At 37.0% G+C, this 23,761-nt stretch carries 20 protein-coding genes and 1 pseudogene; 15 read left to right on the forward strand and 6 right to left on the reverse strand.

Annotation, left to right across the window (positions count from 1 at the left end; all coding sequences use genetic code 11):
• Nucleotides 1–29: 29 nt before the first annotated feature.
• On the forward strand, nt 30–626 hold the full coding sequence (locus C1726_RS07700) for a hypothetical protein (RefSeq protein ID WP_180968138.1): 597 nt from the start codon (nt 30–32) through the stop codon (nt 624–626).
• 62 nt (nt 627–688) lie between these two features.
• On the opposite strand, the gene C1726_RS07705 is transcribed toward C1726_RS07700, so the two are convergent.
• Nucleotides 689–1,564 (reverse strand): LysR family transcriptional regulator, encoded by an 876-nt coding sequence (locus tag C1726_RS07705; RefSeq protein WP_102272630.1) that lies wholly within the window; start codon nt 1,562–1,564, stop codon nt 689–691.
• A 116-nt stretch (nt 1,565–1,680) separates the two neighbouring features.
• On the opposite strand from C1726_RS07705, the gene C1726_RS07710 reads away from it, so the two are divergent.
• Entirely contained in the window at nt 1,681–2,736 is a 1,056-nt protein-coding gene (locus tag C1726_RS07710; RefSeq protein ID WP_102272631.1) for a YeiH family protein, read from the forward strand.
• A gap of 45 nt (nt 2,737–2,781) precedes the next feature.
• Here the strand turns inward: C1726_RS07710 and C1726_RS07715 are convergent, their stop codons facing one another.
• On the reverse strand, nt 2,782–3,345 hold the full coding sequence (locus C1726_RS07715) for a hypothetical protein (protein ID WP_102272632.1): 564 nt from the start codon (nt 3,343–3,345) through the stop codon (nt 2,782–2,784).
• A 117-nt stretch (nt 3,346–3,462) separates the two neighbouring features.
• On the opposite strand from C1726_RS07715, the gene C1726_RS07720 reads away from it, so the two are divergent.
• The 6 genes from C1726_RS07720 (at nt 3,463) to C1726_RS07745 (ending at nt 9,745) form a co-directional block, all read left to right on the forward strand.
• On the forward strand, nt 3,463–4,059 hold the full coding sequence (locus tag C1726_RS07720; protein WP_102272633.1) for a TetR/AcrR family transcriptional regulator: 597 nt from the start codon (nt 3,463–3,465) through the stop codon (nt 4,057–4,059).
• Nucleotides 4,060–4,381: 322 nt separating this feature from the next.
• On the forward strand, nt 4,382–4,969 hold the full coding sequence (locus C1726_RS07725) for a lipoprotein BA_5634 family protein (RefSeq protein ID WP_102272634.1): 588 nt from the start codon (nt 4,382–4,384) through the stop codon (nt 4,967–4,969).
• 121 nt (nt 4,970–5,090) lie between these two features.
• On the forward strand, nt 5,091–5,771 hold the full coding sequence (locus tag C1726_RS07730) for an ABC transporter ATP-binding protein (protein WP_102272635.1): 681 nt from the start codon (nt 5,091–5,093) through the stop codon (nt 5,769–5,771).
• Between the two features lie 15 nt (nt 5,772–5,786).
• The gene (locus C1726_RS07735; protein ID WP_102272636.1) at nt 5,787–7,784 is read left to right on the forward strand and encodes an ABC transporter permease; all 1,998 of its coding nucleotides are present in this window, start codon (nt 5,787–5,789) and stop codon (nt 7,782–7,784) included.
• 18 nt (nt 7,785–7,802) lie between these two features.
• Nucleotides 7,803–8,495: a response regulator transcription factor gene (locus tag C1726_RS07740; RefSeq protein WP_102272637.1), complete on the forward strand. Its 693-nt coding sequence runs from the start codon at nt 7,803–7,805 to the stop codon at nt 8,493–8,495.
• The gene (locus tag C1726_RS07745; protein WP_102272638.1) at nt 8,468–9,745 is read left to right on the forward strand and encodes a sensor histidine kinase; all 1,278 of its coding nucleotides are present in this window, start codon (nt 8,468–8,470) and stop codon (nt 9,743–9,745) included. The genes C1726_RS07740 and C1726_RS07745 overlap by 28 nt, the downstream gene beginning before the upstream one ends.
• A 56-nt stretch (nt 9,746–9,801) precedes the next feature.
• Here the strand turns inward: C1726_RS07745 and C1726_RS26560 are convergent.
• Nucleotides 9,802–10,027, reverse strand: a pseudogene (locus C1726_RS26560) (IS3 family transposase); the annotation flags it as partial.
• Nucleotides 10,028–10,278: 251 nt separating this feature from the next.
• Between C1726_RS26560 and C1726_RS07750 the strand changes: the two are divergent.
• Nucleotides 10,279–11,475, forward strand: coding sequence for a M14 family zinc carboxypeptidase (locus C1726_RS07750; RefSeq protein WP_102272639.1), 1,197 nt, complete (start codon nt 10,279–10,281; stop codon nt 11,473–11,475).
• A 259-nt stretch (nt 11,476–11,734) separates the two neighbouring features.
• The gene (locus tag C1726_RS07755) at nt 11,735–14,515 is read left to right on the forward strand and encodes a DUF6359 domain-containing protein (protein ID WP_102272640.1); all 2,781 of its coding nucleotides are present in this window, start codon (nt 11,735–11,737) and stop codon (nt 14,513–14,515) included.
• A gap of 387 nt (nt 14,516–14,902) precedes the next feature.
• Here the strand turns inward: C1726_RS07755 and C1726_RS07760 are convergent, their stop codons facing one another.
• From C1726_RS07760 to C1726_RS07770, 3 genes are read right to left on the reverse strand one after another with little or no spacing between them, the layout of a single operon-like run.
• Complete coding sequence (locus C1726_RS07760) at nt 14,903–16,741, reverse strand: FtsX-like permease family protein (RefSeq protein ID WP_102272641.1); 1,839 nt, start codon at nt 16,739–16,741, stop codon at nt 14,903–14,905.
• A gap of 17 nt (nt 16,742–16,758) precedes the next feature.
• Nucleotides 16,759–17,520, reverse strand: a complete 762-nt coding sequence (locus tag C1726_RS07765; protein WP_102272642.1) for an ABC transporter ATP-binding protein — start codon at nt 17,518–17,520, stop codon at nt 16,759–16,761.
• A gap of 1 nt (nt 17,521) precedes the next feature.
• Nucleotides 17,522–18,577, reverse strand: coding sequence for a DUF418 domain-containing protein (locus C1726_RS07770; RefSeq protein WP_102272643.1), 1,056 nt, complete (start codon nt 18,575–18,577; stop codon nt 17,522–17,524).
• Between the two features lie 178 nt (nt 18,578–18,755).
• Here C1726_RS07770 and C1726_RS07775 point away from each other — a divergent pair, with 178 nt between their 5' ends.
• The 5 genes from C1726_RS07775 to C1726_RS07795 all read left to right on the forward strand — a co-directional run bounded on the left by C1726_RS07775 (nt 18,756) and on the right by C1726_RS07795 (nt 23,662).
• Complete coding sequence (locus C1726_RS07775; RefSeq protein ID WP_102272644.1) at nt 18,756–19,448, forward strand: response regulator transcription factor; 693 nt, start codon at nt 18,756–18,758, stop codon at nt 19,446–19,448.
• A 79-nt stretch (nt 19,449–19,527) separates the two neighbouring features.
• Entirely contained in the window at nt 19,528–20,451 is a 924-nt protein-coding gene (locus C1726_RS07780) for an ABC transporter ATP-binding protein (RefSeq protein ID WP_102272645.1), read from the forward strand.
• The gene (locus C1726_RS07785) at nt 20,444–21,199 is read left to right on the forward strand and encodes an ABC transporter permease (protein WP_102272646.1); all 756 of its coding nucleotides are present in this window, start codon (nt 20,444–20,446) and stop codon (nt 21,197–21,199) included. Before C1726_RS07780 ends, C1726_RS07785 begins: the two co-directional genes overlap by 8 nt.
• Nucleotides 21,199–22,119 (forward strand): sensor histidine kinase, encoded by a 921-nt coding sequence (locus C1726_RS07790; RefSeq protein ID WP_322090971.1) that lies wholly within the window; start codon nt 21,199–21,201, stop codon nt 22,117–22,119. The genes C1726_RS07785 and C1726_RS07790 overlap by 1 nt, the downstream gene beginning before the upstream one ends.
• Nucleotides 22,120–22,411: 292 nt before the next feature.
• On the forward strand, nt 22,412–23,662 hold the full coding sequence (locus tag C1726_RS07795) for an MFS transporter (protein ID WP_268877010.1): 1,251 nt from the start codon (nt 22,412–22,414) through the stop codon (nt 23,660–23,662).
• Nucleotides 23,663–23,761 lie beyond the last annotated feature (99 nt).

The raw sequence follows: 23,761 nt of genomic DNA on the forward strand, positions 1-23,761 counted from the left end.
AGAATTCTAGAAGAAAGTGAAGGTAGTTTATGGAGGAGAAAAAGATTTATATTATTTTTACAGATACGGGAACACTTTTCACAAAATTAATCAAATTATATACAAAGAAACCATTAAACCATGTATCAATTTCATTTGATAAACAATTAACGAATATATTCAGCTTTGGGCGCAAAAAGCCGTATAATCCCTTTATTGGCGGATTTGTTAGGGAAAGAATTGCTGAAGGATTGTTTAAAAAAGCAAGATGTGAGGTATATAGCTATTCACTATCAGAATTGGAATATGAACAAATGCAAGCAAAGGTTAGACAAATAGAAGCAAAGAAGGATTTATATAAATATAACTTCTTAGGACTTATTGCCATAATGCTAAAATATAATCTTAAACGAAAAAATGCCTTCTTTTGCTCTCAGTTTGTTGCAACCATTTTAAATGAAAAAAAAGGAATGCTTGTAAAAACTCCGAGCCAATGTACACCCCAAGATTTATTGGCAGTTAACAAGCTGGAATTAGTATATAAGGGAAAGCTTAATTTCTATCCGCATCAGGTAAATAAAAATATGGTTGAACATGATTTTAACTTTGGAAAACCAATGATTTATAAATCACCTGATTTTAGCTAGTTTTCACATGAAAGTAATTAGTAAAGCTGATGAACAATTGCCTTTAGAGCCGTTTATCAGCTTTATTCATTTTTTAATAGCTTTAAAAATACAGATAATGCCTTTGTTTGGAAGGGGGATCGCAGGACAACGGAAAATTCTCTTGTAAGAGAAATTCCCTCCACCTCAATAACTGCCAATGTGCCTTGTTCTCTTTCTTTCTGAATTACCCAATCAGATAATAGACTTATGCCAATTCCGGCTTCGACAGATTCTTTAATTAATTGTGTACTCCCAAATTCTAATATTTTTTGAGGTGGGATGTTAAACTGGTTAAAAAGTTTTTCAGTCGCCTCCCTTGTTCCTGATCCGTTTTCTCTAACAATCCATGTTTCTTTCTCGATATCGGCAATAGATACCTCGCCTTTAATGTGTAATAATCGATTTTTGGGAGAGGCAACAATACTCATCTTATCAACGGCAAAAGGCTCAATCTTTAAATTTTTCTCCTTGTATTGTCCCTCTACAATGCCGACATCTAGTTGATGTCCAAGTATGAGTTCAGCTATTTCCTTCGTATTTCCAATAGTGATAGCAGGTTTTATTTGAGGATACTTTTCTAGCATGTCAGCGATTAAGTGTGGCAAAATATATTCTCCAAAAGAATAGCTTGCTCCGATGGATAACAGTCCATTTGGATTATTTGTCAGATCATCGATTAAATAGTGCATTTTTCCATAAAGCCCTAATATTTCTTTGGCATGATGGTAAACAATTTCTCCAGCTTTATTTAAATGGACATATTTATTGGTTCGCTCTAATAATTTGGTGCCCATTGCACGTTCTAAAGCTTGAATGTATTGGCTGACTGCTGGCTGGGTCATATGTAATTCTTCAGCAGCACGTGAGAAGTTCTGTTTTTCTGCTACAGTGACAAAGACAGCTAATTGCTGGTCCAAATCATCACCCCTACTTTGGTATATGATTTACTTATTATTAACATTATAAATAATTATTTTCCTTATAGTATAGAAAACTTTATGCTAAAGTTACAAACTATTTGGGAGGTGATGAAATGTCAGCACAAGCCGCTAAAGTATATTCATCGGGTAAAGAACCTCTTAAGCCAGATAAAAAAACTACTTCTGCCGGAAGATGGGCAGGCGGAATTGCGTTTACATTTTTGATTGCTTTATCAGGCTACTTATTAGCAAAATTACCTGGGTTTGACCATGTTGGTCAGCTTGCTTCCGCAATAGTAATTGCGGTTTTATACCGAAATATTTTTGGATACCCGGTGCTTCTGCGCGCAGGTATTGGTTTTTCGTCAAAGAAACTCTTAAGATTTGCAATTATTCTATATGGATTAAAGCTTAATATCGGAACGGTATTAGAGGATGGTCTTGGATTACTCGTTCGTGATGCAGGTGTCATTGTCTTTGCCATTTTGTTAACCGTTTGGCTGGCCCGCTTGTTAAAAGCAGAAAAAAATATTTCATTGCTTGTCGGAGTAGGAACAGGGGTATGTGGCGCTGCTGCCATTGCGGCTATTGCTCCGATTATCAAATCCAAAGATGAGGATACAGCTATTGGGGTTGGGATTATTGCACTTGTAGGTACTATTTTTGCGATTGGCTATACGATTTTACGCCCTGTCCTTCCATTAACGGCAAGTGAATATGGCATTTGGTCAGGAATAAGTTTACATGAGATCGCTCATGTGGCATTAGCAGCTGCACCCGGAGGACAGGATGCACTCGCTATTGGCTTGCTTGCAAAACTAGGCAGGGTATTTTTACTCGTTCCTCTATGTTTTATTTTTATGTACATGATGAAAAAGAAAAACGCAGGAGAGAAAAATTCAGATGCGAAGATTGAATTTCCATGGTTTCTCATTGGGTTTATGATCATGAGTGTGATCGGCAGCTATGTGTTTGGCAAGTCCATTCCTGTTTCGGAATCGTTTATAAATGGAGTAACGAATCTTACTACTTGGTGTTTAACAGCGGCAATGGTCGGACTTGGCTTGAATGTCAGCCTTCACGATTTGCGCACGAAAGCATTAAAGCCGTTAATTGCGATGGGTATTACTTCTATCTGTTTATCGATTATCTCTTATTTTATTGTTTAATGATAAAAAACGGATTTTCCTGGTGGGGAAAATCCGCTTATATTTTTATCGGTCCTTTGAATGTATTTGTTTATCCTTTGCTTTCGTCGGCCATATAAAGTTTGAAAGGGCAATTAGAAAATCAATACCCAAAATAATGGACCATAACCTTAATATCCCGCTTAATGCTTCGGTTCGGGAGGAGTCATTTATAAAATAAATCATCCCGGCAAGAAGTCCTGCACCGATGAGAAATGCAATAACATGCCTGCCCCAGCCTTTAAGATAATGCTTTGCATATTCAAGCCCATAACGTTTAGCCGGCCTCGGTCCCTGTTTCGTAATATAGTATTGAAATCGCTCGTCTGCCCATTGAATCATGCTTTTACCAAAGGCAATTGATACACCTATATAAACGGCTGCAATCCCATGAATACTTGATGCAGTTGCTCCACGGTATAAATCAATACTTGTCGTTACTAATAAAATTAAGTCAATAACAGGTGTTAAGGCTAAAAATACTAATCCAAGCTTATTCCACTTAAATACGTAGCGAGTGACTAAACCTAAGGCAATAACGATCCAGAAGCCGATCTCACAAGCGATAATCATCCATGCAAGGAAATTCAAACGCGCACCTCTTTTCAATACAGTTGTATTATATAAAAAGATTTTATCATGCTGTTTTATTTAATACAACTGTATTATAAAATTGAAAAATCACTTTTTCATTGATAGAATAATACTATGCCGAAAATAGTTGATCATGAAAAAAGAAAAAAACAAATTGCTGAAGCAACATGGCGGGTCATCTTAAATCTAGGAATGGAAGGAGCGACCGTCAGAAATATCGCAAAGGAGGCAGGGCTATCACTTGGGGCCTTGCGCCATTACTTTTCTACACAGGATGAATTGCTTGTGTATGCGATGAACCTTGTAAAGGAACAGGCAACTGTTCGTATTAATGAAATTACTAGGAAAGATTTGCCGCCAAAAGAAATGATTTTACATATTCTTCTGCAATTGGTTCCCATAAATGAGGAAACAATGGCCGAAATGGAGGTATGGTTTGCATTTATTGCCCATGCCAGACATAAGGGGGATATCTTTAATCTAAAGGATGATGGCGTCTTTAATGGAATAAAAAAGCTTGTTGATTCCATGGATCAGTTTGGGCTGCTTCGGAAGGAACTGGATATAGCTGTAGAAACAGAAAAGTTGTATGCCTTAATTGACGGGATTGCACTCCATGCATTGCTTGAGCCAAAGCGAGTTGACAAGGAGAGAATCGTTCGTGTGTTAGAACATCATTTGGACTCCATTTGTATAGAAGAGAAGAAGTAAAAGAAAGCCGATAAATTGTACTGCTTTTGCAGTCGTTTATCGGCTTTCTTTCTTACAAAACTGTAAGACTGCTGTCATCTAAATAGATGGGTTGGAATTCGTTTATTTCCTATAATGAAATCATCAGCAAGATATGAATCCTTTATAAGGGAGGTAGTAAAAATGAAAAAGGTCATTGAGATTTTTGCTGCTATAATTGGCGCTTTAATAAATGGCAAGCAAGTTGCCAATCAATTAAATCAAATAGTCGAAGAAGAGATTATTCACTCAGCTATTTAGCTGAAAGATTCTATGATAAATAAACAAAGGGAGTTCTTGAAAAATGAGAAAAATTCTAAGTGTTTGTATGACAGCCATTCTAGCGAGTTCCATGATAACAGGATGCAGCGCAATTAAGGATGTCTTTGAAAAGGCGAATGGAGTCATTTTGTATGGGGATCAACAGCAAATTACCGATTCCATTAAACAAGAGCAAAATGATCTAATCAAAAAAGATGAATATGCTATTAAAGTTGTCGAAAATGGTGGAAAAAAAATCTTGCTTCTAAATGAAAAAACGGCAAAAGACCTAGTTGAAAAGGAACTAATTAAAAAAGTAACTAATGAAACTGATACTGAACCGATTACATCATTGCCTAAAGTGACAAAAGGAAAAGGTGTTCTTTTTGCAAAACAAAAGGCAGAAGTTCATTTAGACGGAATGCAATTAGACGTATCCTATGAAGGGAACAAAGTGATCGGAGATGGAAGACGTTATGTGGATATGTTCTTAATTATAGACGATGCTGATTTTTCCGTTATCAAAGGGGATGAAAAAGCAATGGGAATTATCAAATATGATAAGGATCCAGCTAAAAAATTGCCAGGATTCGATGTTGAACAAGTTCAGCTAGTTAGAATCGAAGAATAAATGTAAGGTCTGTCCTTTTGAAAGGGACAGGCCTATTCATTGTTGTCCAAAGCAAGAGAATAGAAGCAGGTTTCAATATAGTATACTAATGCTAATCTTGATTATGAAAGCGGGGAGTAAGTTGGAGGTAATACGAGTAGAGAATGTCAGCAAGCTATACGGGAAAGGAGATAGAATGGTTAAGGCTTTAAAGTCCATAAATTTGTCGATTCGGGAAGGAGAGTTTGTAGCGATAGCGGGTCCTTCTGGTTCAGGTAAAAGTACACTGCTTCATACAATTGGCGGCCTGGATGTTCCGACAGAAGGAAAGGTTATTGTAGAGGGAGAGTCCATTTACTCCTTATCGGATGAAGCCATCTCCATATTGAGGAGAAGAAAAATAGGCTTTATTTTTCAATCCTTTAATCTTGTTCCAATATTGAATGTTGAAGAAAATATTCAGCTTCCAGTGCTTCTTGATCATCAAAAAGTGGATGAAGAGTACTACAAAGATATTATTGAATATTTGGGGATAAAGGAAAAAATTCTTGCAATACCCTCAGAGTTATCTGGAGGGCAGCAGCAAAGAGTGGCCATTGCCCGTGCTTTAATACATAAGCCTGCCTATATTTTAGCTGATGAGCCGACAGGTAATTTGGATAGCCAAACGAGCAATGATGTTATCAACCTTTTACAATTAAGTGCTAAAAGATATAAACAAACGTTAATCATTATTACACATGACATGAGCATAGCTGAAAAAGCGAATCGAATCATTCAAATAGAAGATGGCTCCATTCTAAATGATGTGTCCTATCATTAAAGGAGATTGATATACATGTCCATCTATCGGAAAATAACGAAAAAGTACTTACTGGGTAACCGAAGAAGAACCATATTTACCTTGTTAGGCATTACATTATCTATTGCTTTGATTACTTCAATTGGCATCTTTTTAATAAGTTCACAGGACTATATGCATAAACAAACAAAAAGTGAGTACGGCTCCTATCATTTGAAAATTAAGCATGCAAATAATCAGGCGAGTATTCGGCTGCAAGCTAATCCTCAAATTAAAAAAGTAGGAACTTTATCAAGAGAGAGATACTTTTTAAGTGATGGAAGAAAGATTGAGATTAAATCAGTTGACCAAGAAGCTTTTTCCTTATTGCCGTTTGCGACGATTCGTGAACAAGGGAACAATGGGCTAATCATAGAAAAATGGGCAGCAGCGGATATTCAAAGTATGGAACAGCCAATTATTTTGAGAGATGCTTTGGGAGGTCACCATACCTACAATTTGAAAAGAATCGTTGAAAATAATAAAAATCTCCATGAAGGTCAAGACTTGCAGGCATTTATTATTCAAAATAAGATACAAAACCTTATAAATTTGGATTTATATGTAGAATTATCAGAGCTTGCAAACTACCAAGAGGTTTACAATTACGTATTATCCTTTATACCTAAGGAAAATATTGAAGTAAATTATCCGTTAGTTGGTGCAGAATATGACGATAACAATCGTGCGATCTTTTATTCAGCCGTCTATATATTACCGATCGTAATTGTAGTTATTGCGACTATTGCTTTTATTTTTAATACTTTTCAAATTAGCATTGTTGAGCGGGTCCGTGATATTAGCTTATTGAGAACAATTGGGGCGACAAAGCGTCAAATTAAAAAAATGATTACTTATGAAATGGCTTTTTTTGGTATTATCAGTATCCCACTTGGGCTTATTTTAGGTATTATGGGATTTTGGGTAATTATAAGCTTGTATCAATTAATATATGTGGAAACTGAATTCTCACTATTATATTTCCCGATTGTTATCTCTCCTGGTGTTGTGATTGTAAGCAGTTTCATTGGTGTATTTTCACTTATCCTTTCAGGAATTATTCCAAATAAAATAGCCAATCGAACTTCACCATTAGAAGCAGGGAGAAGGATAAACAAATCAAGCGGAGTTAAGACAAACAAACGATATCTATTCTTTAAAAAATGGGTAACGATAGAATCAACCATGGCGATACGAAATATTTACAGAAACAAACTTAAATCCTTTATTGTAATCTTTTCTCTATCACTTAGCTTTTTTTTATTTACCGTGTTTTCAAATTTTGTAATATTGGTGTTTGATATCGAAGCAGGGGACAAAATGTCTGATGATTTTAGAATTCAATTTACGGAGTCAGTCAGTCTTCCCGATAGAATATGGACGGAACTGGGCAATATTTCTGAAATTAAAAAAAAGAATATTCATTATTTTAAAGAAGGTAGCCAGCCTGCGTCTTCAACTATCAATTATATTTCGATTGATTTAAAGGATAAAGCTGCTGTTAATAAGGTGGAAAAAGAACTAGAGCAAATAACAATGGAATATCCTTATTTAGAAATAGTAAATGAACAGGAAAATCTGCGTAATCAAAGTTCCGTTCTATTTCAAGTGAAGATATTACTCTATGGCTTTGTTATCGTAATTGCCTTTATAGGTGTTTTAAATATTATGAACACCATTACAATGAATATTATTTTACGCAAGCAGGAATACGCGACATTAATGGCAATTGGGATGTCTTTAAAAGGGCTGCAGAAGATGGTTATTAAAGAAGGAATGTTTTACGCATTGATAAGTGGAGTAATTGGATTTTCTTTTGCAGTTTTTATTGAGTTTCTATTATTTTTTAGTACAGGATTTCTAGATTGGGCGGATAGTATCAAGCTTTATTTATCTGCTTTTCTAGTTCTGTTAGTTAGCTGCTATATATCGGCAAAACTTTCCTCAAATATGCTTAAAAATGGCCAATTGAAGGATAGCTTGAGAAGTGAATAGGGAGATGGGGGATTAGATATGGTGCGAATATTATTGCTGGAAGATGATGCATCGCTTGCACTGGGATTGGAGTTTTCATTAAAGGAAGAGGGCTATGATGTTACACATGTTAGTTTAGTGGAAGAATGTAAAAAAGTATTTGAACAAGAGTCATTTGATTTAGCCTTGCTTGACGTCACACTCCCTGACGGAAATGGGTATGAAGTGTGTAAACATATTCGGGAGCAATCAAATATCCCAATTTTATTCCTTACAGCGATGGATGATGAAGTGAATGTTGTATTAGGTTTAGATATTGGAGCGGATGACTATATTACAAAACCGTTTAGAGTGCGAGAATTGCTTTCCCGCATTCGGGCTGTGTTAAGAAGAAAAGGAAATACTGAATCTGGCAGCCGACTTAAAAGCGGTTCCATCATACTTGATATTGATAGGGCTGTGTTAAAAAGAGATCGGGAAGAAATTCCGCTTTCTGCACAAGAATATAAGCTGATGCTAATATTTATGAACAACCCTGAAAAAATCCTGAGTAGAGATGAAATCTTTGATTTGCTTTCAGAGGGGGGCGGCGGTTTTTTTGAGGATAATACGCTATCTGTCTATATTAGAAGGCTGCGGGAAAAAATTGAGGCAGACATTGCTGACCCGGAATATATTATAACGCATCGGGGGTTAGGTTATAAATGGAACAAACGAGTAACAAGAGAATAGGTTTTTTCGATTTATGGCAAAACCCAGAGGTGAGGAATGCCGGCAGGCTTTTCTTTGCCGCACTTATGCTGTTCATCGTTATGATCGGTTATGGTACCTATCATTTGGGAGAGCAGTTTAAAAGAGATTATATTGAATCAAATGCAGCTATTATCGGACTGCTTCTTAAGCAGCATCCAGAGCTGCAGGAAGAGCTAGTCGTACTTCTTACAGACGAAGTGAGCGTTGAAGACAAACGAATGGGTTTGAATATATTATCGAAATATGGAGTTTCTCCAACTCTTTCGGTGAAATTCTTTCCGCAGTTAACGAAAGACTTTCTTGCCATGGCTGGTGTATCAGTTTCTGGCTTATTGCTATTCTTTGTTTGTATATTCTGGGTACACTATCGATATTCAAGAAAGATGTATACGAGAATCCGGGGACTAACAGGCTATGCGGATCAAGTATTAGAGGGAAAGTCAATCCCTTCATTGCAGGAAATGCGAGAAGGGGATTTTTCTAAGCTTACTCATAGCTTTAATCGAATGCGTTTTGTTATTCAAAAGAACCTTGCAGCCTTGCAAAAGGAAAAGCAATTTCTTGCTGATTTAATGTCTGATATTTCCCACCAATTAAAAACTCCATTAGCCGCATTAACAATGTACAATGAGATCTTGTCAGAAAAGGAATTATCTAAAGAGCAGCAGGCTATGTTTTTGGAACAAGGCAAACAGCAGCTGGAACGAATGAACTGGCTTATCCAAAGCCTTTTGAAGCTTGCCAAGCTAGATGTAGGTGCGATTCAATTTCAGAAAAGAAATGCTTCACTAAACAGGACAGTGCAAGGTAGTGCTGAGATTTTAAAAGAGCTAGCTTTGCAAAAAGGAGTGCAGGTTGAAGTAGAGACCTCGCAAGAATGTTATATGAAGCATGACACGGACTGGATGACCGAAGCATTGTTAAATGTCATAAAAAATGCAATTGAGCATACACCTGCTGGAAAAAAGGTTTTAATCACATTAGCTGAGAGTGACACTTTATATAAAATACATATACAAGATCAAGGAGAAGGAATTGACCGGGAAGAAATTCACAATATCTTTAAACGGTTTTATAAAGGGAAGAAGAACAAGAAATCTGGCTCTGTAGGGATTGGCCTTTCATTAAGCAAGTCAATTGTTGAAGAACATAATGGAATGATTCAAGTTGATAGTAAACTAGGGGAAGGGACAGCATTTACTTTTATCTTTTCTAAGGATTATAACTAAATGCGAAAAACGGACATCGCTTTACCCTCTTTAAAGGACATTTTAAATAAAGGTCTGGCCGTCTTAAGAAGATGATCTCTGTAACGCAGGGGTCATCTTTTTTAGGTTCCATTGAAAACTGTGGTGATTATAGTAAGCAATCATAGTTCATCTATTACATGAATTAAAATTAGCTTTATCTTTTAAGTGACCCAAAAATGACTCTATTGGTGCGTTTTCACAACCATTCCCTCGTCTAGACATCGACTGACGTAACACTAATTTCTTGACGATATTTTGAAATCAGGGTGCGGAATGGGATTCCATCGAGTTTTTTAAGTGAGTAACCTTCGCAAGCTGAAACTTTCGTAATTAGAAATAGTTCAATGGAACTTGCATTTGTAAATAATCTGAAAATAATGAATACTTAGCTACTAAGCTGTTTTTTTCTTGTTTAGTCTTAACTATTCATTTTCAAAATAGTAAGAGGAAACAGTGAAAGATTATAGAAATATTTCAAGGAATAAACCAAAAAAAGAGTGGAGGAATGGAAAATGAATAAGCTTTGGAAGGTTTTAAGTTCAACGGCTTTAGCTGCATCGTTATTGGCTGTACCGAATGTTGGTTTTGCTGAACCAGGTCCAAGTCCTCAACAAGGGGAAAACTTATCAATTGAGGGATTCATTAGCTATGAAGAGCTAGGAAGAAAATTAGAGCAGATTAAAAAATCGAGCCAAGGGAAAGTAAAAGTTGAAACTGCGGGTAAAACAAATTTAGGGCGTGACATCTATAAGGTAACTGTTGGTCATGGCGACAAGGTTGTATTAATTGAGAGTGAGATTCATGGAAATGAAAAAACAGGAACGGTTGCGCTGTTAAATATTTTGCAGAATCTTGGTTCAAGCAATTCAAAAGAAGCAAAAAAGATTTTGGATGAATTAACAATCGTCGTTATTCCAATGATGAATGCTGATGGCTCAGAGCTTGACCGCCGTGCGAATGACATGGATTGGGCGGAGGTAGTTGCGAAATTTCCTCAGTTAGCAAATGCCCAGCCTTCCTGGAATTATTATAACTATCCAGGAAGCTTTAATTATGATCTAAACCCGGGATTTGATGTGAACCGAGACTTTAATCCAGACTTAAACTATGTTCCAAAGCCTGAGGATTTTCCTGGAGCATCGAATAAATACGGCTGGTATATTACACCTGAAGCGCAAACACTTAGAGATGTATATAAGGATTTAAAGGAACAATTCGGAAAAGTAGATGTCTTCATTGATCTTCACCATCAAGGCTTCCCATATGTAGAGGGGACGGATGATCGTGTGACTATGTCAATTTCTGGGAAGTTCGTTAAGCATCCAAACAGCCCTGGCGGAGAAAAATATGCTGCATACGCAGAAAACTATAAATATGATTTTTCAAGGCAATTAAATCTCGCCCTATATAATGCACTTCAGGAAAAGGGGAATTCTGTATTTACAAATATTTCGTTGTATGACCAAACCATCGACTTGCCAGGTACAGCTTTAGGAGCATTTGCATTAAATGGAAGCGGGGCCGTTCTCTTCGAAGTAAGCGGGCAAACGCAAAACTTTGGCCAAAAGAAGAGAGGGCAGCTCGTCAAAACAGTTGAAACGGGCCTAATGGGTATTATCAATGGTTTGACAGATGGCTCTGTTTACCAATTAAACGCAGAAGAATATGAAAACATTCCGTTAAGCGTAAGAACTCCAGGAGGATTGTAAAAAAATAATTGTTCAAAAGCCCGCCAATTGAAGATCCAGTCAATTGGCGGCTTTCATTTTGGGCAGCTTTTTATTAACAATGTATAAACGCATTTTATACACATTTGAGTAGTTAAACCTATAAAGTGTCTAGTCTTTTTTTCGTATTTTTGGTAATTCGTATAAAATTTACAAAAATATAATTGTGGAGATAATAGAGGCGTGCTTAACTAAATGAGAAGATGGAATAAATAATTTAATAGAATCTGGAGGAGTTCAAATGAGAGGTATACTTCAGAAAAAGACTTTCAGCCTTATTCTGATTTTTACAATGATTTTTAGCCTGTTTAATCCGTTCCATGAGAATACATCAAAAGCGGCGGCAACAATAACAGTTGCGGAGGCAATTGCCAATAATAGTGGTTCGGCCACGGTTGAGGGGTACATTGTTGGTGTCACAAATAATGGTCCTAATTATCAGCATAGTGGACCATTTACAGTTACCACCAATATTGCCATTGCAGATTCAGCAGATGAAACAGATGCAACAAAAATTTTGCCTGTTCAGCTGCCATCAGGTTCTATTAGAACGGCATTGAATCTAGCAGATCACCCAGAGAACTTAGGAAAGAAAATTATTATTTCTGGTACGTTGACAGCTTATTTTGCTGTTCCAGGTTTGAAAAACCCTACTTCTTATTCATTTGCCGAGGACACGGATCCTGATAAGGTTCAAGCTGTTACTGCTTCCCCAGGTGGAGGTGCGGTTTTTAAAGGTACAAAAGTTGAATTAGCGACAGCTACTAAAGGTGCAGAAATCTATTTTACTTTGGATGGGTCTGAACCTACTAAGTTAAGCACGCTTTACACTGAGCTGATCGAAATAAATGCTCCAGTCACTATCAAAGCGATTGCCGTGAAAGCTGGTCTGACAGACAGTGAAGTAACTGAATATAATTATATCATCCAGCAGGAGGATACGATCCGTATTCATGATATTCAGGGTGCCGGTCAGTATTCTCCATACGCAGACCAGAAAGTGGCAGGTATTGAGGGAATCGTTACTTATGTAGTTGATGGAAGCAATTTTTATATGCAAGACAGGCAGCCAGATGACGACCCAAACACTTCTGAAGGTATTTTAGTTTATAAAAAATCCCATAATGTAAAAGTGGGGGATGTTGTAAAAGCTAGTGGTCAGGTGAAAGAATGGGTATTAGAGGGGTATGCTGAAAAACTGCAAACAGACCTCCCAGTTACTGAAATTAATGCAACTACTATTCAAATGACTGAAAGCAATCAGGAACTGCCTGCTCCTGTTGTAATAGGAGCAGATCGTATGCCGCCTTTAGAAGTGATCGACAACGATGGTTTTACTTCTTTTGATCCTGAGGAGGATGGCGTTGACTTTTTTGAGAGCCTTGAGGGAATGCTCGTACAGATTGAAAATCCTATAGTTGTAGCACCACAGAAATATGGAGAAATTATCGTTGTTCCCGAGAATATTCCCACAAATACAAAAGCGGGTGGATTACGCATTACAGAAACGGATTTTAACCCAGAAAGAATGACAATTGATATTAATGATCAATCATTTGTTGCTAAAATGGGGGATCGCTTCAATGGATCTATTCAGGGGGTTGTAAGCTATGGCTACAGCAATTTTAAAATCCTAAGTGATAAAGCAAAATTGCCACCACTGATGCCTGGGGCAAATGAACGCGAAACAACAGCAATCGCACCGGAAGATGAAAAGCTGACTATAGCATCATATAATGTAGAAAACTTTTCAACGAAAACGGATGATTCAAAGGTTACTAGACTAGCAGAAGCTATTGTGGCGAATATGAAACAGCCAGACATTATTGGCTTGACAGAGGTCCAGGATAACGATGGACCAACGGACAGCGGAACGACTGATGCCAGCCAAAGTGCGGCGAAATTAATCGCAAAAATAGTGTCTTTAGGCGGCCCAGCATATGTTTATACAGATATTGCCCCAGTAGATAAATTAGATGGCGGACAGCCAGGTGGAAATATTCGTGTTGGCTTCCTTTACAATCCTGAACGAGTATCATTAATGGACGGTATAAAAGGCTCTCCAACTGAAGCAGTCGGATTTGAGAATGGCAAGCTTACACTTAATCCAGGCCGTATTGACCCTGCGAATTCAGCTTTCAATTCAAGCCGGAAACCGCTTGCAGCACAGTTTGAATTCAAAGGGGAAAATGTCATTGTTGTTGCAAACCATTTTAACTCAAAAGGCGGGGATCTTCCTCTGTTTGGAAAAGCTCAGCCTCCAGTTTTAAATAGTGAAAAACAGCGGATGGAAATATCTGCAGTTGTAAACAATTTTGTCAAGGATATTCAATCAAAGGACCTGAATGCAAATGTTGTATTGCTCGGTGACTTTAATGATTTTGAATTTTCTAATCCGTTGAAAGCATTAAAAGGGCAAGAATTAACAAATATGATAGAAAAGGTTCCAGCAGAAGAGCGCTATACTTATAACTACCAAGGGAATGCACAGGTTTTAGATCATATTTTAGTATCGAATAATTTAGCAGCTTCAACTGAAGTGGATATTGTTCATATTAATTCAGGCTTTATGGAAGAACATGGCCGTGCAAGCGACCATGATCCTGTATTAATTCAAACGATTCTAAAAGATCCGGTTAAGCCTGAAGAGCCTGAGTATGACAAAGTGTACGATCTGGTCAATTTCAATGCAAAAAAACTTGTCATCGGTCAGGATAATACCTTAATTATTATGGATAAAACCTCAACAATTACCGAAGGAATTTGGCTGAAAAAATCAGCCACCCTTAAAGGGGAAGGCTTAAAGAAAACAAGAGTTGTTATTAGCTCTGCGCAAAAAGGTACGGTTGTTGATCTTACTGGAACAGAAATTAAGGAAGTTCTAATTGAAACGAATAAGGTAGAGGAAATTAGAGGGGCAGAGAATGTATTGCTATGGACATTGGACAAAAAGGCTGATCCTTCCTCTATTAAATTTACAAATTCGAAAGGGGAAGAGATTCCTTCTCCTTTTGCTCCTTAAGAGAATCATTCACCGATTCTGATTATGTCTTAGGAAAAATAACGGCAAAAAAATAAAATGTACCCTCTATTAAAAAAAGTCAGGAAGCTTTAAGAAGATGATCTCTGTATTGAACTGGGGTCATCTTTTTTTGATATTTCGACATATAATGATGCTAAATTTCCTTTGAATAGGTAATCCCCTTTGTACTAACCGATTTTTCATATGGGTTCCTTAGATAGTATAGTGGTCTCTTTCTCCGTAAATACATTCTTAGACAAAATGACTTACCCAATATCTCAAAAAAGATAATTTTTTATTCATTATACAAAAAAGCACCCTATAGAGAGACTTTTTTTAAAGTGTCTACTCTATAGGGTATTTTTTACGAAGGATAGTCCGTTTTTATTAATCCGCTTTTGGCAGAACAATTCCTTTATATAATTGAACTGTAATCATGTAATAAACAGCATAAATGAAGATAAAAATACAAATAGGGAGCCATACTCGGAAGTACGGATCGATTAAGATAAATGAGAACATGTTCATTCCAGCCAATACATGGACAATACCGATAATGGCTGGAAATAGGAAGACAAGAAACAATTCCTTATAAATAGACTTTGTCAGCAAGCTGTAACGGACACCGATTTTTCGCAGCATCTGATAGCGATTGATGTCTTTAGAGGCACCAGAGAGAATCTTAAACATTAAGCAGCTAGCCATCATCGCCAAGAATGCAATCCCTAAGAAAAATCCCATAAATACAGTGCCGCTTGCAACACCATAGAATTCTTGGTAAGAGCGATATTTGCTATTAATGGATTCTGCATGGTCATACTTACTTTGCTGAAGTAGATCAAGCTTTTTCCACTCTTCTTTATGTGCTTCGAAATCATCTGAGATTCCGATAAAGACATTGCCTTCCTTTCCTTGTATTTCATCATATTTCTTCTGTTCGACAATTTTAATTGTATGGTCAGGATATACATAATAGGGTTGAATGGTACTTAGTGCGTGTGCCCAACTATCCGGGACCAAAATTTGATCACTTCCTTGTTCTGCATAAGCAACTGCATCAGCTGGCAGCTCCCCCGAAACTCGTTCATGCTTTCCGAAGCTCCCTTTATCCGTATATACCTGAATGAATGGACGGTTCTTCTCAAGCTCTTCCTTTATATAGTACACGAACTGATCATCGGTTTTATAATGGTACTCATCTTTTTCATTAAATGTAATTTTTGCTAATGTATCCTTTTCCTCTGCTGTAGGATTATGGGTTACAATATCGTAGATTTCGAAGCCATTTACCATCAGCATGATGTTATTTTTAAATGCCATTCCAGCAGAAATGGCGCCTGCTCCCAAGGCGACAAGCATTGCAACAGTTGCTAAGATTTTTGTTAAGCTATTGATTCGAAAGTTTAATTGGGCAAATGTAAATACATTAATCCCTTTTTCCGTCCGTTTTTTATTTCCTTTCATTTTCTTAATAATAAGTGGAAGAAGAGACATGAAAATCAAATACGTTCCCGATGTAATCGTCACCAGTGCGAGGATAATTCCTATTTCTTTAAGATCCCCCATATTTACCATTGCTGCATAACCAATAGCTAATAATATGATAGAAAAGAAAGCAATAAAAGCAGTCCTTTTTCCTTTAATAACAGCATGTTCTGTTTGAATATCAGAATGAACAAGCTGCAATACTGTTATACGTGATAGTTTAATCCCGTTCAAAATAGCTGACAAAATGAATAGGAAAAGGAAGAAGACGCCAGTAACCGCTATGGATGGCAAGTAAAAGGCATGATAACCGCCTGCTGTAAATTCAAGCTGCTTCATTAGCAGCTGGCCAATTCCTTGGGCAAGTCCGACCCCTAATGTCATCCCGAGTAAAAGAGAGATGAACCCGAGGACAATCGTTTCTATAAACATAAGTGATGTAATCTTTTGTTTCTTTGCTCCTAACATCATGTACATGCCAAACTCTTTTTGGCGCAGTGATAGTAAAAAGGAATTGGCATATAAAATATAGAAAAAAGTAATAATCGCTAACAGAAACGAACCAGCATGAAATACAAATTGTATCGAGTCAATAACAGAATTCGCTTCGATAAATGCTTTATTAAGTGCTAGTGTTTGGAACATGTAAAAAATTGAAATAGACATGACAAGACCTGCCAGTAAAACAATATAGTCTTTCAGTTTGCTCTTCAGCCCTGACATGGAAAGCTTGAATAACATTTCTTTCCCTCCTCTCCCTAAGCCTTTTGTGTGCCAAGATCTGCTAGCACATCTAAGATTTCTTTGTAAAACAGTTCACGGGTTCCAGCCCGATGAATTTCTTTATATAATTCTCCATCGTGGATAAATAAAATTCGCTGACAGTAACTTGCACTAAAAGGATCATGGGTAACCATCATAATGGAAACTTGCTGCTCTTCATTTAAGCTTGTCATTGCTTCTAATAGACTCATCGCATTTTTTGAATCCAGTGCTCCTGTCGGTTCGTCTCCTAAAATGATGGCTGGTTCATGGACAAGCGCTCTTGCAGCTGCAGAACGCTGCTTTTGCCCCCCAGATACTTCTGCTGGATATTTTGGAAGTATCTCAGAGATTCCTAATGTATTGGCTACTTTTTCAACCTTTTGCCCAATCTTTCTTGATGGCACACCCTGCAACGAAAGAGGCAAGGCGATATTTTCGTAAATAGTTAAGTTTTCCAGAAGGTTGAAATCTTGAAAGATAAATCCTAGCTTTTGTGACCGAAAATCTGATAACTCGCCCTCCTTCATTTTGGTAATATCAATCCCAGCTATTTTGACGCTGCCATTTGTCGCTTTATCCAATGTTGATATGACATTTAGCAATGTTGTTTTTCCGGAACCAGAAGGACCCATAATTCCAACAAACTCACCTTCATGAATGGAAAACGAAACGCCTTTTAAGGCATGGGATTGATTACTCCCTTTTTTTCCATAAACCTTTTCTATGTTTCTTACGTCAACAACTGATGTTTTCATTCTATAAACCTCCTATATTTTGAGTATTATTTTTATGACGAATATTCTTTCTTAATGGGACCGCATGCCAATACGTAAACATACGCCAAATCCATTCGAAAGGACCTAGCCTGAAGTATTGCAGCCAAACTAAACTGAAGATGATTTGAATGACATATATGGCTAAACATATATAAAGTGTTTGAATATAAGTTAGATTGGCCGTGAAATTAAATAAACGGTCAGATAGTAAAATTAACGCTGTTTGTCCAACATAGTTTGTGAATGCCATGCGCCCATATTGTTTCAGGGGGCTTAAACTGGATGGAACAATTTTTGTTTGTAATAGCAGGAGAAGGAAACCGATATAAAAAGCTGATATAATTGGGCCGTTCGCAACCCCTATTTGCAGAAACTTGCTTGCTTGATCGATAGGACCATCTTCGTCTAGCATGATCATCGTTTCGAAAGGCTGATCAGGCAGATTTAAGTACTGGAGATACAGCCCTATTCCGCTTAGAATGAGCATAATTGCTGTAAAGATAGCAAGCTGTTTTGTTTTTTCCTTCAGATTTTCAAATACTTGATATTGCCCACAAGCAATCCCTAGCAAAATTAGTGGCAGGGTCAATGCTGCCTTTATTCCCATAACGCCAAACACAATGATAAGTATGATGCTAATTGATAAGTTCAAACGTTTATTTACTTTATAAAAAGGCAATAAAATAAAGCCGCAAACAGCATATATCATTAATGCCTCTCCCGGATGAAACATGGAATGAAGAATTCCAAATGCAAACATAACAGCAACTCTGCGCAAAAACAGGACATATCCTTTTTTTCCTTTTGCATTGGCACGCGTAATAAATAGATAGAACCCAACACCAAAGAGAAAAGAGAAAATAGAGTAAAAACGACCTTCTACAAATAAGTATAAAAATTGCTGGTAGCCTGCATCCGCCGTATGCGGATCGGGTATTGAAATATCAAGCAGTGCAAGGATATTAACTAAAATAATTCCAAGCAATGCAAATCCTCGAATGTAATCAAGTGCATCAATTCGTTTGATTGTTTTCATTTTTTCATTATGCAGCTCCTTGTAAGTATGACTTCGTTCATCATACAGAAGGCTGATACAAATACATATTGCTTTCCCTTACAATGTCTCTTACATTTTTGTAAGATAGTCAGTTATTGTAAAAAGAGCACTCCAAAGATTATGATAGCTATACAAACTCTATAAAAGGTGAAGAAAAATGGATAAAGAGATAAACATTTTAGTAGTGGAAGATGATAATGATATTAGCCAGCTGCTATGCAGCATAATCAAAAGGAGCGGGTATGTCCCGCAGCCTGCCTTCTCAGGTACTGAAGCGATGATTTATTTAGAAAAACAAGAGTGGGATATGATTCTGCTAGATTTAATGCTGCCTGGTATGAGTGGAGAAGAAATTCTTGTCGAAATTGGTAAGAAAAGTTCGATTCCCGTCCTCATCATCTCCGCAAAATTGGAGCAGAAAACGAAAATTGAGGCACTAAGAACAGGAGCAGATGATTATATAACGAAACCGTTCGATATTGAGGAAGTTGCAGCAAGGATTGATTCCCATTTACGGAGATATAGACGGTCAAAGGATTCACTAGAAAAAACAGAGTTAAAGCATAAAGATATTTGTATTGATACAGAAGCAAAAGCAGTGAAGGTAAATGGAAGAGAGGTTCCATTAACCGCACGTGAATATGCGATATTAGTTCTGCTGCTGTCTTCACCTAAGAAAGTTTTTACAAAGGCAAACTTATTCGAAGCTGTATGGAATGAAGTATTTTATGGCGATGATAATACGATTAATGTACATATGAGCAATTTAAGGAATAAACTAGCCAAGGCTAATCCGAATGAAGAATATATCGAGACCATTTGGGGAATGGGCTATCGTTTAAAATCTTAAGGTTTTCTTAAGAATCGTCTTAAGCCTTTCTTATGTTTTCCTTTCTATACTAAAAGCATCACATGAGGGAGGGGAAAAAATGAATGAATACGTTCTAAGAACCAGCCATTTATCCAAAAGATATAAGCAGCAATTTGCGCTCAATAAAATAGACCTTACGATTAAAAAAGGTTCCATTTATGGATTTATCGGGCAAAATGGCGCTGGAAAATCAACACTCATACGTGTAGTAACAGGGCTGGCGTATCCGACAAGCGGATCCATCGAGCTATTCGGAAAAAGCAGTGAACAAGAGCTAATTCAGGCTAGAAAAAGAATTGGGACCATTATTGAAGGACCTGCATTGTATCCGCAAATGACAGCAGCGGAGAATCTTGAAGTGCACAGGCTTTTAAAAGGTATTCCGGGAAAGGAATGTGTTGAAAAAACACTTGCTCTTGTCGGTCTGCAAGGAACAGGGAAGAAAAAAGCAAAGAATTTTTCTCTAGGGATGAAACAGCGTCTCGGTCTTGGGATTGCCTTATTAGGTGATCCGGAATTTTTAATTCTTGATGAACCGATAAATGGGTTAGATCCTATGGGCGTTGTGGAAATTAGAGAGCTATTGAAGATATTAAATCAGGAGTATGGGATCACGATCTTGATTTCAAGCCATATATTAAGCGAACTTCATTTACTTGCGACCCATTATGGAATTATTCATAATGGGGAATTGCTGGAGCAGCTGACTGTAAAAGAACTTAGTGAGAGGTGCCAGCAGTACATTCATGTGAAAGTCGATCATCCAGATAAAGCGGCAGCCATTTTTGAAACGCAGCTTGGGACAACGCAATATGAAGTCATGCCTGAAGGGACCATTAGGCTGTTTGATTATCTGGATGCTCCTGGCCGTGTTTCTAAGACACTTGCAGATGAAGGATTAATAATCGAGCAATTCATGCCGATGGGGGAAGAATTGGAAACGTACTTTTCCAATCGGATTGGGGGTGCTCAGCATGGGTAATTTAGTAAAAGCAGAGTTATTTAAGTTAAGGAAGGATCGTTCCTTTTGGACATTAATTATCGGGTTGCTTGCTTCAGGAATCATTTATCCGATGCTGATCTTTTTTAATGAAGGAGTATTTGGCGCAGATGCTATTTCTGTGAAAGAATTGTATGCTTATACAGCACTTGGCGGCAATAATTACATCGTTAAACTAGTCCCATGTATCCTTGCGGGTTTCTTTATTTCCAGTGAATATTCGATGGGGACAATGAAAAGTATCGGAGCATCTGGAAATAGCAGAATTCGAATCTACCTTTCTAAACTTATGATCTTTACCATCGGAGCGATGATCATTTCATTAACTTTCCCAATTGTCATAATGGCAGTTGGAGCCGTTTTATCAGGTTTTAATGATATGCCGACACTAGATTACATCGTCCAGACTCTTGGTTTAACAATTCTCTATGCAGCTGCGTTTGCTTCCATTATGGCGTTGGTTTCAATTATATTTACTGACAGCGGCAAAACAATTGGTTTTCTTATTTTATTCTTCATTCTTTTTGATAGTATCTTCTATGCATTGAGTCAAAAGTTTTCTTTTATCGAACAAATCTTTAATTACTCAGCATTCAAGCTGTTTTTAGAAATCGGTGAATTTAATATCGGTCATGGCACCCTTCTAAAGTTTGTGCTTGTTCCAATCATAACCTTTGCAGTTTTTGGAATGATAGGCAGCTGGGTATTTCAGAAGAAAGAAATAAAATAATGATGAAAGCGAGTGAGGATATGTACTATATTATGTTGTTTATATGTACGGCGGCAGCCCTCTTATTTCTCACTCGCTACTATCGTTTGAAAAAGGAAATAAAGAGTACAGCCCGTCAATTGAGGGAACTAAACAGCAAAATAACTGGGAAAAAAATTAATCATACTATGTTTGATAGGGATCTTGAAGAGCTGGCAAAAGAAATCAATGTTCAAATAGATGAAACAAAAAAGGCAAATGCAGAAAAATTGCGAACAGAAAATGAGTTAAAGCAGGCAATCGCTAATATTTCACATGATATACGAACGCCAATGACCTCTATCTTAGGGTATATTCAGCTTTTGGAATCTGAAGAACATACATTAGAGAATCGATCAGCGTATTTAGAGATTGTTAAAAATGGAGCGTTAAGACTGAAAGTTTTATTAGAGGACTTCTTTGAGTTATCAATCATTGAGTCTGCCGATTATCCATTAAAAGTTGAAACGATTTCATTGAATAACTTGATATTTGCTGTTTTAGCAGGTTTTTATGAGGAATTTAACAGAAGGGGATTAGAGCCTTCTATTCATATTCCTGAAAAAGATATTCGAATTAAGGCAGATTCGTCGGCAGTTAAACGTGTGCTTGAGAATTTAGTGCTTAATGCAGTTAAACATTCAAAAGGGAATGTGAAAATACAGCTTAATCAGCTTTCTTCAACAGTTCAGCTGATAATAAGTAATCCTGTACATCAATTAAGCGAAAAAGATATTCATCTGCTTTTTGACCGGTTTTACAAAGGAGATAAAACCCGGTCAGAAAAAAGTACAGGGTTAGGATTATCTATTGCGAAAAGTCTAATGGTTAAAATGAATGGGAAACTAACGGCAGAATTAAAAGACAATCGATTAAACATGAAGTGTGAATGGGAACTTTAATAAGAAAATTGTCAAAAATTAGGATGTTGAAACCGTTGCATTCCCACAATTTTTCAATTATGATGTTAATATCAAAAAATGGAAGGGTGTCCGTGGAACAATGAACAATTAATCCTATTTGTTAAGAAAAAATTCGTTTATGATACGATTCATTTTTTCTAGATAGGATTAGTCTGTACATTTTTTTACAAACGATATGTTCATTGTGTCCCTTTCATTAGGGGTATTATGCCATTTTGGTGTTGTATTGTACCTTCTCCTCCTGTCTAGAATATTGACAGGAGGTTTTATTTTGAAAACAAATCAAATAGCTGGCCATTCATCTAGCCTGTTTGGCAATCGGGTTTTCCAGGCCATTATAATGTCGGGATTATTTTTGCAGATAGGAATATGGGTGAGGAACTTTGCAGTACTGCTGTTTGTTATGGAGCAGACAAAGGGAGATCCTTTTGCAGTTTCAATGATTTCTGTTGCTGAGTTCGCGCCCATTTTTATCTTTTCTTTTATCGGAGGAACATTTGCTGATCGCTGGCGTCCGAAAAGAACAATGGTTTGGTGTGATATCTTAAGTGCTATATCTGTTTTTGCAGTATTAGTGACACTTATGTTCGGAACATGGCAGGTGGTGTTTTTTGCAACATTAATATCTGCCATTTTGTCGCAATTTTCCCAGCCTTCTGGGATGAAACTGTTTAAGATGCATTTGCCGGAAGAACAAATTCAGGCGGGGATGTCTGTTTATCAAACGGTATTTGCAGTATTTATGGTGTTAGGTCCAATACTTGGAACATTTGCATTTCAAGCATTTGGCATTAATATTTCCATTGCGATTACAGGAACAGCATTCTTGCTATCGGCTGCAGCCTTAGCTTTCCTTCCTCAAGATCGCGTCATGGAAGAGGAGGGCCGTACGACTTCACTATGGCAAGAAATGAAGAGCGGCATTAAATATGTGTTAAATAAGAAGGAATTAAGCCAATTAGGTTTATGCTTTTTAGCTGCTGGACTTGGACTTGGTTTTGTTCAGCCTCTCTCTATTTTTCTTGTTACTGAACAATTAGGTTTACCAAAGGAAAATCTGCAATGGCTACTTACTGCTAATGGGATTGGCATGATTATCGGTGGGGCAGGTGTCATGATATTTGCCAAAAAAGTTCCGCCGCAGAAGCTTTTAATATTTGGAATGCTTGCTAATGGGATTGGCTTGGCAGTTATGGGATTATCAACAAATCTTTGGTTAACACTTGGTGCTGAGTTTTTAAATGGTTTAATGCTTCCGTGTATTCAGATAGGGATAAATACGATGATCCTGCAAAGAACAGATTCGGAGTTTATTGGCAGGGTCAACGGGATATTAAGTCCGCTGTTCACGGGTTCCATGGTCTTAACAATGAGTGCTGCAGGAATTCTAAAGGAACAGTTTTCATTAGTTGCCATCTTTGAATCAGCAGCAATTTTGTTTATTATTGGTTTGCTATTCATATTGCCAATATACAATATGAAAGTGGAACAGAAACAAGAGATTTTAGGTTCACAAGATTAATCTTTTAAAAGTAATTAAAACATTAGGAATCCATTGTTCTTAAAATAGAACAATGGATTTTTTTGCAAATAAAAAGTGTATCTTTTTGAATCTGGGAAT

Source organism: Cytobacillus massiliigabonensis (assembly GCF_900199725.1).
Classification (GTDB): domain Bacteria; phylum Bacillota; class Bacilli; order Bacillales; family Cytobacillaceae; genus Cytobacillus; species Cytobacillus massiliigabonensis.

Bases quoted from the DNA above. Each gene is read 5' to 3' on its own strand.
- C1726_RS07720 (WP_102272633.1), top strand. From the start codon at position 3,463: ATGCCGAAAATAGTTGATCATGAAAAAAGAAAAAAACAAATTGCTGAA.
- C1726_RS07780 (WP_102272645.1), top strand. From the start codon at position 19,528: ATGAATGAATACGTTCTAAGAACCAGCCATTTATCCAAAAGATATAAG.
- C1726_RS07770 (WP_102272643.1), bottom strand. From the start codon at position 18,577: ATGAAAACAATCAAACGAATTGATGCACTTGATTACATTCGAGGATTT.
- C1726_RS07735 (WP_102272636.1), top strand. From the start codon at position 5,787: ATGTCCATCTATCGGAAAATAACGAAAAAGTACTTACTGGGTAACCGA.
- C1726_RS07750 (WP_102272639.1), top strand. From the start codon at position 10,279: ATGAATAAGCTTTGGAAGGTTTTAAGTTCAACGGCTTTAGCTGCATCG.
- C1726_RS07775 (WP_102272644.1), top strand. From the start codon at position 18,756: ATGGATAAAGAGATAAACATTTTAGTAGTGGAAGATGATAATGATATT.
- C1726_RS07765 (WP_102272642.1), bottom strand. From the start codon at position 17,520: ATGAAAACATCAGTTGTTGACGTAAGAAACATAGAAAAGGTTTATGGA.
- C1726_RS07760 (WP_102272641.1), bottom strand. From the start codon at position 16,741: ATGTTATTCAAGCTTTCCATGTCAGGGCTGAAGAGCAAACTGAAAGAC.
- C1726_RS07740 (WP_102272637.1), top strand. From the start codon at position 7,803: ATGGTGCGAATATTATTGCTGGAAGATGATGCATCGCTTGCACTGGGA.
- C1726_RS07785 (WP_102272646.1), top strand. From the start codon at position 20,444: ATGGGTAATTTAGTAAAAGCAGAGTTATTTAAGTTAAGGAAGGATCGT.
- C1726_RS07790 (WP_322090971.1), top strand. From the start codon at position 21,199: ATGATGAAAGCGAGTGAGGATATGTACTATATTATGTTGTTTATATGT.
- C1726_RS07755 (WP_102272640.1), top strand. From the start codon at position 11,735: ATGAGAGGTATACTTCAGAAAAAGACTTTCAGCCTTATTCTGATTTTT.
- C1726_RS07745 (WP_102272638.1), top strand. From the start codon at position 8,468: ATGGAACAAACGAGTAACAAGAGAATAGGTTTTTTCGATTTATGGCAA.
- C1726_RS07700 (WP_180968138.1), top strand. From the start codon at position 30: ATGGAGGAGAAAAAGATTTATATTATTTTTACAGATACGGGAACACTT.
- C1726_RS07710 (WP_102272631.1), top strand. From the start codon at position 1,681: ATGTCAGCACAAGCCGCTAAAGTATATTCATCGGGTAAAGAACCTCTT.
- C1726_RS07725 (WP_102272634.1), top strand. From the start codon at position 4,382: ATGAGAAAAATTCTAAGTGTTTGTATGACAGCCATTCTAGCGAGTTCC.